This window comes from Ornithinibacillus scapharcae TW25, from assembly GCF_000190475.1.
Lineage (GTDB): Bacteria > Bacillota > Bacilli > Bacillales > Amphibacillaceae > Ornithinibacillus > Ornithinibacillus scapharcae.
Window position 1 is genome coordinate 104,597 of the sequence record NZ_AEWH01000052.1, and the last position, 15,211, is coordinate 119,807.

A 15,211-nucleotide genomic window follows, 5' to 3' on the forward strand; every position below is an offset into this window, starting at 1 on the left:
TGTTCTGTGAAGAAACACGCTTTTGTATTTACATTATTTCACTACTATTGTTGGTTCTATAATGTCTTTTCGACGATAAACGTTTAATACAAGCCCCAGTACAATAGAATAGATTACCAGATAACTAGTACCATAACTAATAATTGGAATAGGAACTCCTACTATTGGGATTATTCCTAAGCCCATTAATATATTCCAAAGTGTAGGAACAATAAATAGAGCAGCTCCACCTATTACTATCAGTCTCCCGAACAAATCCTTTGTTTTAAATGCGTTAGCCGAAATACGGAAAATAAACATCAAAAGTAATATACATAACGCTATACCGAATGCCCAACCTAACGTATAAATCAGATAAGGGAATACTAAATCAGTATGAGTAGCGGGGAGCGTCATAAGCTGTGATTCAAATCCATTACCGAACCACCCTGCATTAGAAAGGACATCCTTAAGTGCAATATAAATATACCCACCATCTGGGTCACTTTCGGGACTTAAGAAGTAGGCCAATCTTGAATGGAATACATTTCGAAATAGCGGCAAAACAACTGTCACTAATAGTAAAACTCCACCTATTACATTCCATAAAAACATCTTAAGTGCTAGCTGTTTTTGAACACTACTAAATGCAAACATTGTGAGAATACAGATAAAATAAATCAAAGCAGACATCATACTTGGAACAACCATATAAATAATAATTGGTACCCAAAATAGGAAAACGAGTGCCAATTGTTTTATCCAATGATCATATTTATTAATATTTCTCAATAACCCAGCCCAAGCAAGGAAAAATAGACATAATGTTATAATGGTTACATCCGAAAATATTCCAAAGACCGAAATCCACCTTTGTGTACCGTTCACATTATAACCAAAAAATGCCGTATAAAGATGTAGTAATATAGCTAACCCATAAAAACCAAAGCTATAACGGTTTAGTTTACGATAATCAAAGAACAATATGCCAATCACTACTAAAATAGCAAGTATGTTGCCAATTATTTTATTATGGATAAAATGAGTTCCCGCACCGGGGAACCCAGGGATTTCATTAATTAGAGGTAGAAAACCAATTCCAGCAATGATAACAAACATCACAATCAGTAGCCAATCCATTTTTGGTTTATGGATACGATTTAAATTATCTCCTAGAGCATATGGATTACCCATTTCTTTCAAAACTTTTTCTTCCATATCCTCTCCAGTTAATCCATCATTTTGATAAGTTTTACTCAATTCTTGCAGGTGATGATTAAGCTCTTTTCTAATCATACTATGGGCCTCTTTAGATCTTACCCTTGAAGTTACCTTGTTTAAAAAATCCTCAAATTTATTTGGTGTCACCATCTTGCCTCCTCGACTGTATGGCTTAGTTCTACTGATTTTCGATATTCACCTTGTTCACAACTAGCTAAGTACTTCAACCCCTTTTTATGTATAAGATAATATTTCTTTTCATCTATCCAATTGGAACGGATTAAATCTTGAGCTTCAAGTGTATGTAACAGTGTATATAGCTCGCCCTCCCTTTTGTGGAAACTAATTTCCCTTTTGCGATATAAATCAGTAGAAATATCATACCCATGTTTAGATTGATACCTAATGGACTCCAACACAGCAAGTATAGTATCTTCCTTCCATATAGTAGTATGGCTTTGTTTTTTCCTAATGGTTTCTAATACGGCACTTTTCCGCTCGTCAGAAAATGAAACACCTTTAAAGACCGTTTTCTTCATTTCACTTCTCAGGTTTTTCATAGGTTCATTCATTCTTCAAACCTCCTTCTTCATTTTGTTCTTAAGTAATTCTTTGGCACGTTTTAATCTCGTTTTCAATGTATTAACATTTACCTTTGTTACAGAACTAATCTCTGTTAAGGTCATTTCCTCATAATAGTGAAGAACAACAACTTCCCTATACTTTACAGGTAATGACATGACAGCATAAGATAAACTTTTCTCTTGTTTATTTGCAATAACTTCTTCCTCTACTTGCTTGGAATTGGAAGGAGTCTCATTACCAATCTTTTCATTCAAAACTATTTTTCGATACTGCCAGCTTCTTAGATAGTCCTTACAATGATTACTAGCAATTCTGTATAGCCATGTTTTTATGGAAGATTGGTGGTTAAACTGCTCCAGCTTCTCATAGCATTTAATAAATATTTCTTGTGTTAAATCTTCTGCCGTTGCCAAATTCTTTACATATGTAAATACAAGATGGAGGGTATCATCACCATAATCTTGCATTATTTCACTAATTATCTCTTCCTTACTAACCGTACTCTCTTCTGTAATGGTCAATGGTTCCGGTCTATTCATTAAGTATCACCCCTTCCACTATGTTAGACGATACGAATCACTAATTGGTTTGAATATATTAGAGATTTAAATTCACTTTTTCTTGAATATCACTTTTTTTGCTACCATTATAGCGACTCTATAAACATAAGAAAAACTAGCAATTCGCTAATTCTATTGCGAAAGTGCTAGCTTTTCTTATGCAGGCTAGAGAAATTTTATATCTACCTTTCTGCCAAAAAAATACCACTTGGATAGACCAAGCGGTTTTTTTCTTGAATGGAGCTAAAGAAAGATAACAACTAACAGCTACCCCAACACTGCTCGATCGCTCTCAAACTGCTCTCCACGTATACGCTGAAATTCTTTTAATAGATCTTCAATGGTTAACTCCTGTTTCCTTTCACCACGAATATCCAAAATAATTTGACCCTTATCCATCATTATGAGTCGATTACCTAAATCCAATGCTTGTTGCATATTATGCGTAACCATTAAAGTCGTTAACCCATGTTCTGCGACGACTTCCTTTGTCAGGTTGGTAATCAATGCCGCTCTCGATGGATCAAGCGCCGCAGTATGCTCATCCAGCAGAAGGATATTAGGATTGGTGAAAGTCGCCATTAGTAACGATAGTGCTTGGCGTTCTCCACCCGATAAAAGACCAACCTTTGCATTTAGACGGTCATCTAAACCTAAATTTAAGGTCTTTAAATGTTCTCTAAATTCTGCCTTACGAGATTTTGTAACCCCTGGCTTTAGCTTTCTTTTTCTTATTCTTGAAAATGCCATAGCGAGGTTTTCCTCAATCGTCATGGATGGTGCCGTACCAGCCATTGGATCTTGGAAAACCCGTCCAATGTATGCTGAACGTTTGAATTCTGGAAGATTGGTTACATCCTTATCAGCAATAATAACTCCACCCACATCTGGTACTAGATTACCAGATATGACATTCATCAAAGTGGATTTACCAGCTCCATTACTACCGATTACCGTCACAAAGTCACCTTCATGTAATTCAAGATTAATCCCTTGTAATGCTTTCTTTTCATCAGGAGTACCTTCATTAAATGTAATCGATACATCTTTTATTTGTAACATACTAGGCACCCTCCCTTACCTGTCCAAGTGCTTGACGCTTTTGTATCCTACGTTTTTTCTCTTTACGTGCTTGTAGAAGCTTAGGCGCAACTAGAGCAACAATAACGATAAAGGCTGTTATCATTTTCATATCTCCAGTCTCTAAGAAATCCACACGAAGCGCTAACGTTACAACTATACGGTAAACGATAGCACCACCAATTACTGCGATAGTTGCAATCGCAATGGTCTTCTTACCAAATAAAGCTTCCCCGATAATAACCGATGCAAGACCGATAACAATCATACCTATCCCCATGGACACGTCAGCAAATCCACCTATTTGGGCAATAAGCGCCCCACTAAGTGCAACCATCGCATTTGAAATACCTACACCTAATACAATTAGATTGTCGGTATTCGCTGAGAAACTGCGAATCATTCGTTGATTATCCCCTGTTGCTCGTAGTGCTAATCCAATTTCTGTTTTCAAGAAATAATCCGTTAAGAATTTGATGGCTAAGACGACAACGAACATGAATATGACAATAACCCATGTTGCCGGTGCCCTAGATCCAACGGCTTCGAAAATACCATTAAAGAAACTATCGATTCCAGCAGGCCAAATATCACGGAGCTGGGAAAAAATAGTTGGTTGACTGTGTAAAGAGACAGTCGGCGAATCCATGATACGTAGATTAATAGAATATAAGGCAATCATCATTAAAATACCTGATAACAACGCGTTAATTTTACCCTTTGTATGTAAAAGGCCGGTAATACATCCTGCTATAAATCCTGCTACGATTGCTAATAGTGTAGCTACTATCGGTGATACACCATTTACTATAGATATAGCCGCTACTCCTGCACCTGTTACAAAGCTACCATCTACCGTTAAATCAGGAAAATCTAATACTCGGAAGGTTAAGTATACCCCTAAGGCCATAATTGCATATATAATTCCAGATTCAACAGCACCAAATAATGATAAAAGCACGTTTACTTACCTCCTTTTCCACACCCAATATGTGGAAGTTACTCAAGTAGAATAGAGAAGCAGGCCATAGCCTGCTTCATGTTTGGACTTATAGGGTTCCTATCGATACTATTAATTCGTTGCAGTTTCTACAAACTGAGCGTCTTTATCCCAATCAGCATTCCATTCAATACCTTGCTCTTCGGCAGCGCCCTTATTAATGAACAATTGAATTTCTGGTGGATATTCCACATTAATATCCTGTGGTGATTTACCATTCTTTAAAATTTCTACTGCCATTTCACCGGTACGCTTACCGATTGTGAAGTAGTCAATACCAAACGTCACAAAACCACCCTTAGCTAATGAGTCTGGCTCACCAACCACTAACGGAATATCTTGTTCATTGGCAACAGCTACAACACTTTCAAGTGCAGATACGACCATGTTATCTGTCACAATATAGAATACATCGACATCACTAACTAAGGATGTCGCAGCTTGTTGAACTTCTGAAGAGTTAGCAACCGTACGTTCCTCAAACGTTAAAGAGGTCCCCTCTCCAGCCTCACGAACTGCTTCGATTTGTGTCACAGAGTTAGACTCCCCTGCATTATAAATTAATCCTACAGTTGCATCCGGGAAATACTGGTCAATGAATTTAACTGTTTCCTGAATCGCATCTGGGTGCAGATCCACTACACCAGTAATATTTTCTCCTGGTTTATCCATTGCCTCTACAATACCTGATTCAACTGCATCTGTAACAGAAGTAAATAAAACAGGTATATCCGTAGCATCCTTTGTTGCTTCTAGTGCAGATAGCGCTGCAGGTGTAGAGTTAGCAAATATCAGGTCAACATTATCCGCAACAAATCCATCTGAGATCGGTTTTAAGTTATTTTGATCCCCTTGTGCACTTTGAAAGTCATACTCTACATCAAGTCCCGCTTCCTCTAACGCTGCTTTAAAACCTTCATAAGCTTTATCTAAGGATGGATGCTCTACAATTTGAGAAGCTCCGATTTTAAATTTTTCACCACCATCGCTACTACTACCATCCTCTTTCTCACTAGTACCACATGCAACAAGTAATACTAAACTTGTCAAAATGGAAACTAATATCAGAAGCTTTTTCATTTGAGTACTCCCCCTCACTCTTCATAACTTTAAGTATAATTTGAGAAATTATAACATACTGAAAAAAGCAGTCAAGCTCGTTTTTTGATAATTCGAACATATTGTAACCGCTTACTCTTATGCCCTCAACATAGTTGGCGACTAGCAGAAAATTTTGTTTTCCCCCCTTAAAAATTAGAAATGAACAACCTTTTCAATCGCCTTCTTCATGCGTTCTGGTGTCGGTAGGTAATGATTTTCCAAACTAAAAAATGGTACTGGCACATCAAATCCTGTTACCCTTTCTACAGGAGCTTTCAAATAAAGAAAAGCAGTATCATTAATGATGGAAACAACGTCATTTCCCAATCCACCAGTTCTCGGCGCTTCATGTATTACAACTGCACGACCTGTCTTTTTAACAGATTCGGCAATGATGTCTTGATCAATAGGATATAGCGTTCGAAGATCAATTACTTCACAGCTAATACCTTTTTCTTTTAATTGGTTAGCAACCTTTTCAACTAATGGAACCATTGCTCCCCAAGTTATTAATGTAACATCCTCACCATCTATTCGCTTTTTACCTTTTCCAATTTCGACGGTATAATATTCTGTCGGTACATCTTCACGGAAAGAGCGGTAATTATGCATTGGTTCCATAAATAACACTGGATCTGGGTCCTCAAATGCAGCTATAAATAACCCCTTTGCATCATAAGGTGTCGCAGGACAGACTACTTTTATTCCAGGCATATGTGTAAATAGTGCTTCAGCACTGTCTGAATGTATTTCAGGGGCTCTAACACCAGCACCAAAAGGCGCACGAATTACTAATGGAACAGAAAACCTCCCCATGGTCCGTGCTCGAATTCGAGAAACATGTGTCATGATTTGATCATAAGCCGGATAGATAAACCCCATAAATTGGATTTCTGCGATTGGCTTCATGCCGTTTACTGCTAAACCAACCGATGTTCCGATAATTCCTGATTCCGATAGAGGAGTGTCTATTACACGATCTGGTCCATGTTTTTCTTGTAAACCATCTGTAGCACGAAACACACCACCGTTTTTCCCAACGTCCTCACCCAGTATTAAAGCATTCTCATCTCTTTCTAGAACCATATCCATTCCTTCATTAATCGCTTGTATTAATGTCAGTTTCTTCGTGGCAACATTTGATTTGGTTTTTTGGTCCATTTCTGTAGTCATCTTACTCCCCCCCTAAAAGTTGAAGATAGGAATTTTTTTGTTCCATTAGCTGTTCTGGCGGGTTAGCATAAACATGGTCAAATAAATCCTCCACATTCGCTTTCGGATAAGCTTCCATCTCTTTTACAGCTGCTTCAATCTCTTCTTCTACTTTACTCTGGGTCGTTGCAATAAACTCATCCTCATAGTAGCCTTGATTCTTCATAAACCTCTCTAATCGAACGATCGGGTCTACAACATCCTGACCAAGTCCTTCTGGTCTATATTTAGTGGGGTCGTCAGCTGTTGTGTGTGCACCTGTACGCCATGTTACCGCTTCAATCAGTGTTGGTCCATTACCAGAACGAGCACGTTTAATAGCCTCTTGCATTTCAAAATACACCGCAAAGAAGTCATTCCCATCTACCCGTACACTCGGTATATCATAGGCAACACCTTTTTGGGCAATAGTCCTAGAATTCATTTGCCTTTCAAATGGGACTGAAATGGCATAACCATTATTTTGGTTAAAAAATATGGTTGGGGTTTGAAATACACTTGCAAAATTTAACCCCTCATGGAAATCCCCTTCAGAAGTAGCGCCGTCTCCAAAATAGGCGATTGCAATATTGTCCGTTCCTTTTCGCTTTTCAGCCCACGAAGCTCCAACTGCATGCAATAGTTGTGTAGCAATTGGAACTGCTGCAGGAAATATATTCTTTCCTTCTGGGGGGACACAACCTTCCAGACGCCCATTCCAATAAAGAAATGTTCTCGTCATGTTTGAACCAAATGTTAACATTGCCCCGTGATCTCGGTATGTAGGAAATAGCCAATCATTCTCTCTTAATGCAAGTGCACTACCAACCTGTGATGCTTCTTGCCCCTCAAATGGTGGATAGGTTCCAATTCTCCCTTGCCTTTGCAAGCTCTTTGCTTTCTTATCAAAAGTTCGAATTCGATACATATGATAGTATGCATTCTGTGCTAGTTCTTTGCTAATCTGTGACGAAGAACTAGTATCTACTAAGTTACCCTGATCGTCTATTACCTGTTTCATTGGGTATGCCTTATTCATTTAATAACCTCCAACCAAAAGTCTAGTCTAGTAAACACTTTTATTAACGCTTACACATTATAGATTTTTAATATGACGTTATTTTAACGTTATTTTATCATTATGTAATAATGTGGTCAATTAATTTTTAGAAAACTTATTATTTTTAGACTTATCTAGAGGAGGATAGAGAATTTAATTGCTCTAAACCTGCACTCACTTGCTGCCTAGCAGTTTTCATCATATCTTCTAACAACTCACTAACGAATGGGATATCTTGAATCAAACCAGTTACCTGACCTCCATTAAGGAAACCATTTTCTAAGTCTCCTTTTATAGCACCTAATACATGATGCTTTTCTGAAGTTATTCTATTAAACTCTTGTGCTGAAACCCCATGTTTCTCTTTATCTAGTAGTTCCATTACATAACTCGTTTGGAGCACTCTCCTTATTCTCCCCAAGCTTCTCCCTATAATGATGGCATCTGTGCCACTTGCTTGAATTAGTTGCTCCTTATAACGCTCATGAAATGGTGCCTCTTGAGTTGCAATAAATCGAGTTCCAATTTGAACACCTTCCGCTCCTAGCATTAGGGCTGCTGCTAGTCCTTTCCCATCACCAATACCGCCAGCAGCAACTACTGGTTTACGTACACTTCGGACGATCTGGGGGATTAACGTAAATGTTGTAAGCTCTAAAGCAGAATTAATCCCTGCCGCTTCATACCCTTCCGCTACAATGATATCTGCACCGGCAGCTTCTGCTTTGATTGCATGCTTCTCAGAAGCAACAATCGCCATGACTATCTTTCCGTATTCATGAAGCTTCGGAATATATGGAGCAGGATTACCTGCTGATAAAGATACAATTGGTATATCATACGCAATACTTAGCTCTAACAAACTTTCTACATATGGGGTCACCGTAATAGCGATATTTAATGCAAATGGCTTATCCGTTATGGTCTTTAACTCCCGGATGATCACTTCGACTTCTTCTGGGGTCATTGTTCCACACCCAATAGTCCCTAATCCACCTGCCTCCGAAACAGCAGCAGCAAGTTTTGCATTAGAGATATTTCCCATTCCCCCTTGAATAATGGGGTATTTAATATTTAGTAGATTGGTTACTCGATTCATGTTATCCCCCCTTCATTATTCACCTTTAAAAACCGGTACCCTCTTTTCACTAAAAGCTTGTAAAGCTTCTAATCTATCTGCAGTTGGTATAGTTAATTCATAGGCTTTTGCTTCGATATCAAGACCCGTTTTAATATCTGTGTTCATCCCTAGCGAAATAGCGTACTTTGCTTGTGTTACTGCAATTGGACCATTTTGTAGGATTTGTTTAGCTAGAATCTCGCATTCCTCCATAAGTGTAATCTGATCGACAACCTTTAGAACTGCACCAAGTTCACAAGCCTCTTCTGCGGTTATCTTCTTTGCTGTTAAAATTAACTCCTTTGCTTTCATCTCACCAACCAATCTTGGTAATCGCTGTGTACCACCTGCACCGGGAATAATAGCCCAACTAGTTTCAGTAAGACCCATTTTGGCACCTGTTACCGCGATAACAAAATCACACGCAATCATGAGCTCAAAGCCTCCCCCAAAGCAGTACCCGTTCACCGCAGCAATGGTTGGCTGTGGAAGATTTGCTATCGCATCGAAACAATCCCGAATTGCCTTCACATTCCTTCTAACTTCGGATTCCGTTAATGTTTTTCTTTCTTTTAAGTCGGCACCAGCACTAAACGCCTTTTTACCTGATCCAGTAATAATTACCGCTCTAACTTCTCTATCAACATGTATTTGGCTAGTAATCTTCTGCAATTCTAATAACATTTGATAATTAAAAGCGTTCAATGCTTCTTCTCGATTTAATGTGATATAGGCAATATTACTTTTCTTCTCATATAAAACAGTTTGCATCATTATCTCCTTTCACGATGTGTTGGTATAGAATCTCGAAAACTATTCCAATCAAACTCCTTCTACAATTACCGATACTCCTTGACCAACCCCTACACACATCGTTGCTAAGCCATACCTAACATTTCTTCTCTTCATCTCAAATATCAAGGAAGTTAGAATGCGTGCGCCACTCGCTCCCAAAGGATGACCGAAAGCTATCGCCCCACCATTCACATTCACAATGTCTTTATCTAATTCTAATTCTTGCATACACGCGATAGACTGTGATGCAAATGCTTCATTCAACTCTACTAAACCTATGTCAGATATGGATAAGCCAGCTCGTGTTAATGCCTTCCTGGAGGAATAGATTGGACCTAGTCCCATTACAGCAGGTTCAAGTCCTGCAGTAGCACTAGTAATGTAACGGGCTATAGGCTTTACACCTAATTCTTCAGCAGTTTCCGCACTCATCAACAACAGTGCAGATGCACCATCATTCACCCCAGAGGCATTACCTGCTGTGACTGTACCACCTTCAAATAATGGCCTTAATTTTTCTAACTTCTCCAAAGTTGTCCCCGGTCGTGGGTGCTCGTCTTTCTCTACTCGCAATTCATTCCCCTTCTTGTCCTGATATACGACTGAAACTAATTCTTCAGCGAAAACATTGTTCTCTACAGCTTTTTGTGCACGTATTTGACTTTGTAAAGCGAACTGATCCTGTCTTTCACGACTAATCCCGTAACGTTTAGCCACATTCTCCGCTGTTTGCGGCATGGAATCTGTTCCGTATTTACGTTCAAGAGCCGAATTGATAAACCGCCAGCCTATCGTTGTATCATATAGTTCCATGTTTCCCCTCGGGAATTCGCTATCAGGCTTTGCCATAACAAATGGTGCTCTTGTCATACTTTCTGTCCCACCTGCAATGTAAATATCCCCTTCACCTATAGCTATAGCTCGGGCTGCGTACATGACTGCATCAAGTCCCGAACCACATAGACGGTTTATCGTGGTACCAGCAACTTCAACCGGTAATCCCGCAAGTAGCGCTGACATTCTAGCAACATTTCGATTATCTTCACCTGCTTGATTGGCATTCCCCAATACAACTTCCTCAATTCGTTCCATTGGTAGTTGCGGATTACGATCTATTAGAGCCTTGATTACGATGGCACCTAAATCATCAGGACGAATATTTTTTAAAGCACCCTTATATCTACCAATTGGCGTTCTTAATGCGTCCACAATTACAACATCTCTCATTTTTTTACCATCTCGCTATCATTTGTATAATCATATACACCACGTCCTGTTTTCCTACCTAGACGCCCCGCCTTTACATATTGTTCTAACAACGGTGCTGGTCTAAATTTCTCACCTAATGTTTCGTGTAAGTACTTCAAGTTATTAAGTCGTGTATCGAGCCCAACAAGATCCCCTAATTCCAGTGGCCCCATCGGATAATTGAGACCGAGCTTAATAGCCTTATCAATATCCTCAGCTGATGCAACGCCCTCTTGAAGCATATAGAATGCCTCATTGCCAACCATCGCGCTTATCCTACTTGTTACAAAGCCAGGAAACTCATTTACTTCGACTGTTTCCTTTCCCATTCTTTCTGCAACTTTTCTAATTAGACCTACCGTATTAGCTGACGTTTCCAGTCCTTTTACAATTTCAACCAGTCTCATTCGATGAACTGGGTTAAAAAAATGCATTGCTGCAACCCGTTCCGGTCGTTTTGTATAGGACCCTAATTCAGTAGGACTAATAGTAGATGTATTGGAAGCAATCACTACTTGTTGAGGTGAAAAAACGTCTACTATTTCTAACACTTGTTTTTTTAAATCTCGTTTTTCGGGAACTGCTTCGATCACAAAATCTGTTTCTTGGACAACAGTTTGTAGGTCAGTGGAGGTATGTAACGAATGGAATAATTTTTCGACAGAGGTATGCGAAATTTTACCTCGAGCTACTGCTTTTTCTGCTATCGTATTCAATTCAGCTAAAGCATTTGCCAACTGTTCTTTGGAGACATCTACAAGAGTCGTCTGAAAGCCAGCAAGGGCAGAGACATAGGCAATGCCTCTCCCCATTACACCAGCTCCAACGACAGTAATTTTATCTATTGTCATTGGTCTGCATTCCCTTCTATCAATCTATAACACTTATACACCAAATGGGTTAATCGGTTTTGGTCCGTAATAAGAAAGGACACTCTTATCTTCCATATATAAATCGAGAGTTTCTACTGTTAGCTCACGGCCAAATCCAGATTGCTTATACCCTCCGAATGGTGTACCAGGGAAAGCAGAAAATGGACTATTTATCATCACGATACCTGCTTGGATTTGGTGTGCTACACGAGTTGCTCTAGCCTGGTTTGTTGTCCAAACGGCAGAACCAAGACCATATTCCGTATCATTTGCACGTTTGATAACGTCACGTTCATCTGTGAACTTCTCAACAACTACCACTGGACCAAAGATTTCTTCCCGAACAACCTTCATATCCGGTGTTACATCTGTAATAATGGTTGGTTCATACCAATGTCCATTTTCAAATCCTTCTATCTTCAACTCTTTTCCACCTGTAAGAATCGTAGCCCCCTCTTCACGGGCAGATTGTACATAGGAGTCAATTATTTCTAATTGATTTCGACTGATAATTGAACCGACATGGGTTTCCTTATCAAAAGGATCACCTAGTCTTAATTTCTGTGTTCTAGCAACGAATTGTTCCATAAATTCATCATAAATTGCTTCATGGACAAATAGACGAGATCTAGCCTCACACGATTGTCCGGTATTAAAGAAAATGCCGAATATAGATCCAGCAACAGCAGCTTCTAAGTCCGCGTCTTCAAAGATAATGCTTGGTGACTTTCCACCTAACTCTAGTGTTAATCGCTTCAATGTACTTGAAGCCTTTTCCATGATATCTCTACCTGTAGGTGTAGAGCCTGTAAAGGCAACTTTATTCACATCGTTATGGGTTACAAGATAATCTCCAACAACTGAGCCTGCTCCAGGAATCGTGTTCACTACTCCTTCTGGAACTCCTGCCTCATGACAGATTTCATTCAGAATAATAGCAGTTATTGGAGTTAAGCTTGCAGGCTTCACGACAACAGAACAACCAGCGGCAATAGCAGGTGCGATTTTCCATGCTGCCATCATCATCGGATAGTTCCAAGGAATAATCTGCGCACATACTCCAACCGGTTCCTTATGTGTATAGTTAAAGAAACCATTCGGCATATTATTGACGGTGCCACGGTGACCAACAATAGCTCCTGCATAGAACTCAAAATCCTCTATAGCCTGGTTTATTTGCACTTGAGCCGCTCCGATAGATTTCCCGCTATTCAGTACTTCTAGCTCTACTAACTCATTGAATCTATTCCGCATTATAGATGCTATTTTATTTAGAACACGTGCACGTCTTCCTACTGGATATTTACGCCACTTCCCATTTTCAAAAGCGTTCCTTGCAGCTTGCACTGCCTTTTCTGCATCTTCCACAGAAGCTTTAGCGATTGTAGCAATCACTTCCCCTTTCGCAGGATCAAAGGTTTCAAATACATCACCTGATACACTTTCCACACGTTCACCATTTATAATCATGGCATAATGCTTACGTTTCATTTCACCTACTGAAGCTATCTTCTCGGACAATAATTGTTCCATTGTAATTCCTCCTTATTTGCCAAAGTTCGGTTTTCGTTTCTCCATAAATGCTTTGAGTCCTTCTTGGTGATCAGCTGACATCCCAGCTATTCTTTGAGCGAAAGCTTCCCGCTCTAAAAACGTGTCAAATTCGGAATGCATACTATCCAACATATACCGTTTGATTAATGAAAAAGCTTTGGTCGGTAAGGATGCAATCTGCGCTGCAAATTCTGTTACTTGATTATCCCAACTATCTTCAGAAATCACTTTCGTTACTAGACCTAATTCCTGTGCTTCTTGGGCACTTATTGGACTACCTAGAACAGTGATTTCCATCGCTTTTGCATAGCCAACTATTCGTGGTAACAAATATAGAAAACCTGAATCAGGTATGAGTCCTATATTCATAAAGGCACTTACCAACTTGGCACTTTCCTTTATTAGGCGGAAATCACTCGCAAGTGCAAGCCCCATCCCAGCTCCAGCAGCAGTACCATTAATAGCCGCAATAATTGGTTTTGGGGTATCCTTTACTGCTTTTAACATTGGATGATATCGTTCACGAAGGAAGGCTGCATGATTGGTATTCTCATCCACACCAGCCAAATCCTGACCAGAGCAAAATGCCTTCCCTTCGCCAGTAATCACAATGCATCGAACAGCCTCATCCTTTGTTGCCTGTTTTAACGCCTTTATAATTTCCTTATTCATCTGTTCTGTAAATGCGTTGTAGGCACTTGGGCGGTTTAGTACAATGGTGGCAATATGATCATGTTCCTTATAAAGAATTGTCTCGTATCCCATCTACTCACACCCCCTTAAACGATGGTGGGCGTTTTTCAGAGAAAGCTTGCATGCCTTCTTTCTGATCCTCAGAAGCAAAGGTTAAATAAAAGTTTTTCCGTTCTAATGTTTTACCTTCTTTTAAGCTTTCATCAAGAGCAGTGTACACTGCTTCCTTAATCATCCGAATAGAGATTGGTGGCTGCTTTGCCAATTGGTGTGCCAGCCGCATTGTTTCCTCCACTACTAATTCTCTAGCTACAATACGATTGATTATCCCATTTTCAAAAGCTACACTTGCGGACATTTGTTCCCCTAACCAGATCCACTCAAGTGCCTTTTTAGTTCCAAGAGCCTTTGTTAAGAATTGTGTTCCTCCAGCACCAGGCATTACACCAAGCTTCACCTCGGGAAAACCAAAACGTGCATCATCCGCAGCAATAATTAGATCACAATGAAGGGCTAGTTCAAATCCACCACCAAGTGCAAATCCATTAACAGCAGCAAGTATAGGCTTTTTAATTAAGCTAATTTTGTCCCATTCTGCAAAAGGGTTTGCTAATTCTAAAGTAAGAGGGGTCTCTTCTATCATCTCGTCAATATCAGCCCCTGCAGCAAATGCTTGCTCACTTCCTCGCAATACAATGACCCTGACAGAAGGGTCTCTATCAAACATTTCAAGCTGCCCTACTATTTCCTCAACCATTTTCCGGTTTAGTGCATTGAGTACTTTGGGACGATTTAGTTGAATAATTCCTACACTTTCATCTATATACGATTGAATGTACTTATTCATTTACCTCTTCACCAATCATTAAGGTGACAATATCACCTGCAAATTTCATGACATCCCTACCGGAAGCCTTGCCTTCATCGGTTTTCATTGCCTGTTGTAATGCTTCATGACTTTCATAATACATCTCACATAATAAATAAAATTCACTCTCACCCATTGGAGAACCTACTATTCTAGTAACCTCCATTTTTTGTAGCCCAGGAATCTTACTTGTTATTGGTGCATGCGTGTTGAAATAATGCTCATCGAATGCATCCTTGTCTTTTGGTTGTTTGTATAAAGCGATTAATTTTACCATTTCTATT

Annotated in this window: 16 protein-coding genes; all 16 read right to left on the bottom strand. The window is 39.4% G+C overall.

Annotation, left to right across the window (positions count from 1 at the left end; translation table 11 throughout):
* Positions 1–33: 33 nt before the first annotated feature.
* The gene (locus tag G5W_RS0114495) at positions 34–1,347 is read right to left on the bottom strand and encodes an FtsW/RodA/SpoVE family cell cycle protein (RefSeq protein WP_010097771.1); all 1,314 of its coding nucleotides are present in this window, start codon (positions 1,345–1,347) and stop codon (positions 34–36) included.
* Positions 1,344–1,772: a PadR family transcriptional regulator gene (locus tag G5W_RS0114500; protein WP_010097773.1), complete on the bottom strand. Its 429-nt coding sequence runs from the start codon at positions 1,770–1,772 to the stop codon at positions 1,344–1,346. Before G5W_RS0114500 ends, G5W_RS0114495 begins: the two co-directional genes overlap by 4 nt.
* A gap of 3 nt (positions 1,773–1,775) precedes the next feature.
* Positions 1,776–2,324: a sigma-70 family RNA polymerase sigma factor gene (locus G5W_RS0114505; protein ID WP_010097775.1), complete on the bottom strand. Its 549-nt coding sequence runs from the start codon at positions 2,322–2,324 to the stop codon at positions 1,776–1,778.
* A gap of 288 nt (positions 2,325–2,612) precedes the next feature.
* Positions 2,613–3,407 (bottom strand): ABC transporter ATP-binding protein, encoded by a 795-nt coding sequence (locus G5W_RS0114510; RefSeq protein ID WP_010097777.1) that lies wholly within the window; start codon positions 3,405–3,407, stop codon positions 2,613–2,615.
* 1 nt (position 3,408) lies between these two features.
* Complete coding sequence (locus tag G5W_RS0114515; protein ID WP_010097779.1) at positions 3,409–4,386, bottom strand: ABC transporter permease; 978 nt, start codon at positions 4,384–4,386, stop codon at positions 3,409–3,411.
* Between the two features lie 111 nt (positions 4,387–4,497).
* Positions 4,498–5,505 (bottom strand): ABC transporter substrate-binding protein, encoded by a 1,008-nt coding sequence (locus tag G5W_RS0114520; RefSeq protein ID WP_010097780.1) that lies wholly within the window; start codon positions 5,503–5,505, stop codon positions 4,498–4,500.
* A 174-nt stretch (positions 5,506–5,679) separates the two neighbouring features.
* The gene (locus G5W_RS0114525) at positions 5,680–6,699 is read right to left on the bottom strand and encodes an alpha-ketoacid dehydrogenase subunit beta (RefSeq protein ID WP_010097781.1); all 1,020 of its coding nucleotides are present in this window, start codon (positions 6,697–6,699) and stop codon (positions 5,680–5,682) included.
* A gap of 1 nt (position 6,700) precedes the next feature.
* On the bottom strand, positions 6,701–7,756 hold the full coding sequence (pdhA, locus tag G5W_RS0114530) for a pyruvate dehydrogenase (acetyl-transferring) E1 component subunit alpha (protein WP_010097782.1): 1,056 nt from the start codon (positions 7,754–7,756) through the stop codon (positions 6,701–6,703).
* A 151-nt stretch (positions 7,757–7,907) separates the two neighbouring features.
* Positions 7,908–8,876: an NAD(P)H-dependent flavin oxidoreductase gene (locus tag G5W_RS0114535; RefSeq protein WP_010097783.1), complete on the bottom strand. Its 969-nt coding sequence runs from the start codon at positions 8,874–8,876 to the stop codon at positions 7,908–7,910.
* A gap of 15 nt (positions 8,877–8,891) precedes the next feature.
* Positions 8,892–9,668: an enoyl-CoA hydratase-related protein gene (locus G5W_RS0114540; protein WP_010097784.1), complete on the bottom strand. Its 777-nt coding sequence runs from the start codon at positions 9,666–9,668 to the stop codon at positions 8,892–8,894.
* 51 nt (positions 9,669–9,719) lie between these two features.
* Positions 9,720–10,919, bottom strand: a complete 1,200-nt coding sequence (locus tag G5W_RS0114545; protein ID WP_010097785.1) for an acetyl-CoA C-acyltransferase — start codon at positions 10,917–10,919, stop codon at positions 9,720–9,722.
* On the bottom strand, positions 10,916–11,791 hold the full coding sequence (locus tag G5W_RS0114550) for a 3-hydroxyacyl-CoA dehydrogenase (protein ID WP_010097787.1): 876 nt from the start codon (positions 11,789–11,791) through the stop codon (positions 10,916–10,918). Before G5W_RS0114550 ends, G5W_RS0114545 begins: the two co-directional genes overlap by 4 nt.
* 33 nt (positions 11,792–11,824) lie before the next feature.
* Positions 11,825–13,345, bottom strand: coding sequence for an aldehyde dehydrogenase family protein (locus G5W_RS0114555; RefSeq protein WP_010097789.1), 1,521 nt, complete (start codon positions 13,343–13,345; stop codon positions 11,825–11,827).
* A gap of 12 nt (positions 13,346–13,357) precedes the next feature.
* Positions 13,358–14,131 (bottom strand): enoyl-CoA hydratase-related protein, encoded by a 774-nt coding sequence (locus G5W_RS0114560; RefSeq protein ID WP_010097791.1) that lies wholly within the window; start codon positions 14,129–14,131, stop codon positions 13,358–13,360.
* Positions 14,132–14,135: 4 nt separating this feature from the next.
* Positions 14,136–14,906 (bottom strand): enoyl-CoA hydratase/isomerase family protein, encoded by a 771-nt coding sequence (locus G5W_RS0114565; RefSeq protein WP_010097792.1) that lies wholly within the window; start codon positions 14,904–14,906, stop codon positions 14,136–14,138.
* The gene (locus tag G5W_RS0114570) at positions 14,899–15,204 is read right to left on the bottom strand and encodes an EthD family reductase (protein WP_010097793.1); all 306 of its coding nucleotides are present in this window, start codon (positions 15,202–15,204) and stop codon (positions 14,899–14,901) included. Before G5W_RS0114570 ends, G5W_RS0114565 begins: the two co-directional genes overlap by 8 nt.
* Between the last annotated feature and the right edge of the window lie 7 nt (positions 15,205–15,211).

Excerpts from the sequence above, each read along its gene's own strand:
- G5W_RS0114560 (WP_010097791.1), bottom strand. The coding sequence starts at position 14,131 with ATGGGATACGAGACAATTCTTTATAAGGAACATGATCATATTGCCACC.
- G5W_RS0114510 (WP_010097777.1), bottom strand. The coding sequence starts at position 3,407 with ATGTTACAAATAAAAGATGTATCGATTACATTTAATGAAGGTACTCCT.
- G5W_RS0114505 (WP_010097775.1), bottom strand. The coding sequence starts at position 2,324 with ATGAATAGACCGGAACCATTGACCATTACAGAAGAGAGTACGGTTAGT.
- G5W_RS0114570 (WP_010097793.1), bottom strand. The coding sequence starts at position 15,204 with ATGGTAAAATTAATCGCTTTATACAAACAACCAAAAGACAAGGATGCA.
- G5W_RS0114545 (WP_010097785.1), bottom strand. The coding sequence starts at position 10,919 with ATGAGAGATGTTGTAATTGTGGACGCATTAAGAACGCCAATTGGTAGA.
- pdhA (WP_010097782.1), bottom strand. The coding sequence starts at position 7,756 with ATGAATAAGGCATACCCAATGAAACAGGTAATAGACGATCAGGGTAAC.
- G5W_RS0114540 (WP_010097784.1), bottom strand. The coding sequence starts at position 9,668 with ATGCAAACTGTTTTATATGAGAAGAAAAGTAATATTGCCTATATCACA.
- G5W_RS0114565 (WP_010097792.1), bottom strand. The coding sequence starts at position 14,906 with ATGAATAAGTACATTCAATCGTATATAGATGAAAGTGTAGGAATTATT.
- G5W_RS0114535 (WP_010097783.1), bottom strand. The coding sequence starts at position 8,876 with ATGAATCGAGTAACCAATCTACTAAATATTAAATACCCCATTATTCAA.
- G5W_RS0114520 (WP_010097780.1), bottom strand. The coding sequence starts at position 5,505 with ATGAAAAAGCTTCTGATATTAGTTTCCATTTTGACAAGTTTAGTATTA.
- G5W_RS0114525 (WP_010097781.1), bottom strand. The coding sequence starts at position 6,699 with ATGACTACAGAAATGGACCAAAAAACCAAATCAAATGTTGCCACGAAG.
- G5W_RS0114500 (WP_010097773.1), bottom strand. The coding sequence starts at position 1,772 with ATGAATGAACCTATGAAAAACCTGAGAAGTGAAATGAAGAAAACGGTC.
- G5W_RS0114555 (WP_010097789.1), bottom strand. The coding sequence starts at position 13,345 with ATGGAACAATTATTGTCCGAGAAGATAGCTTCAGTAGGTGAAATGAAA.
- G5W_RS0114550 (WP_010097787.1), bottom strand. The coding sequence starts at position 11,791 with ATGACAATAGATAAAATTACTGTCGTTGGAGCTGGTGTAATGGGGAGA.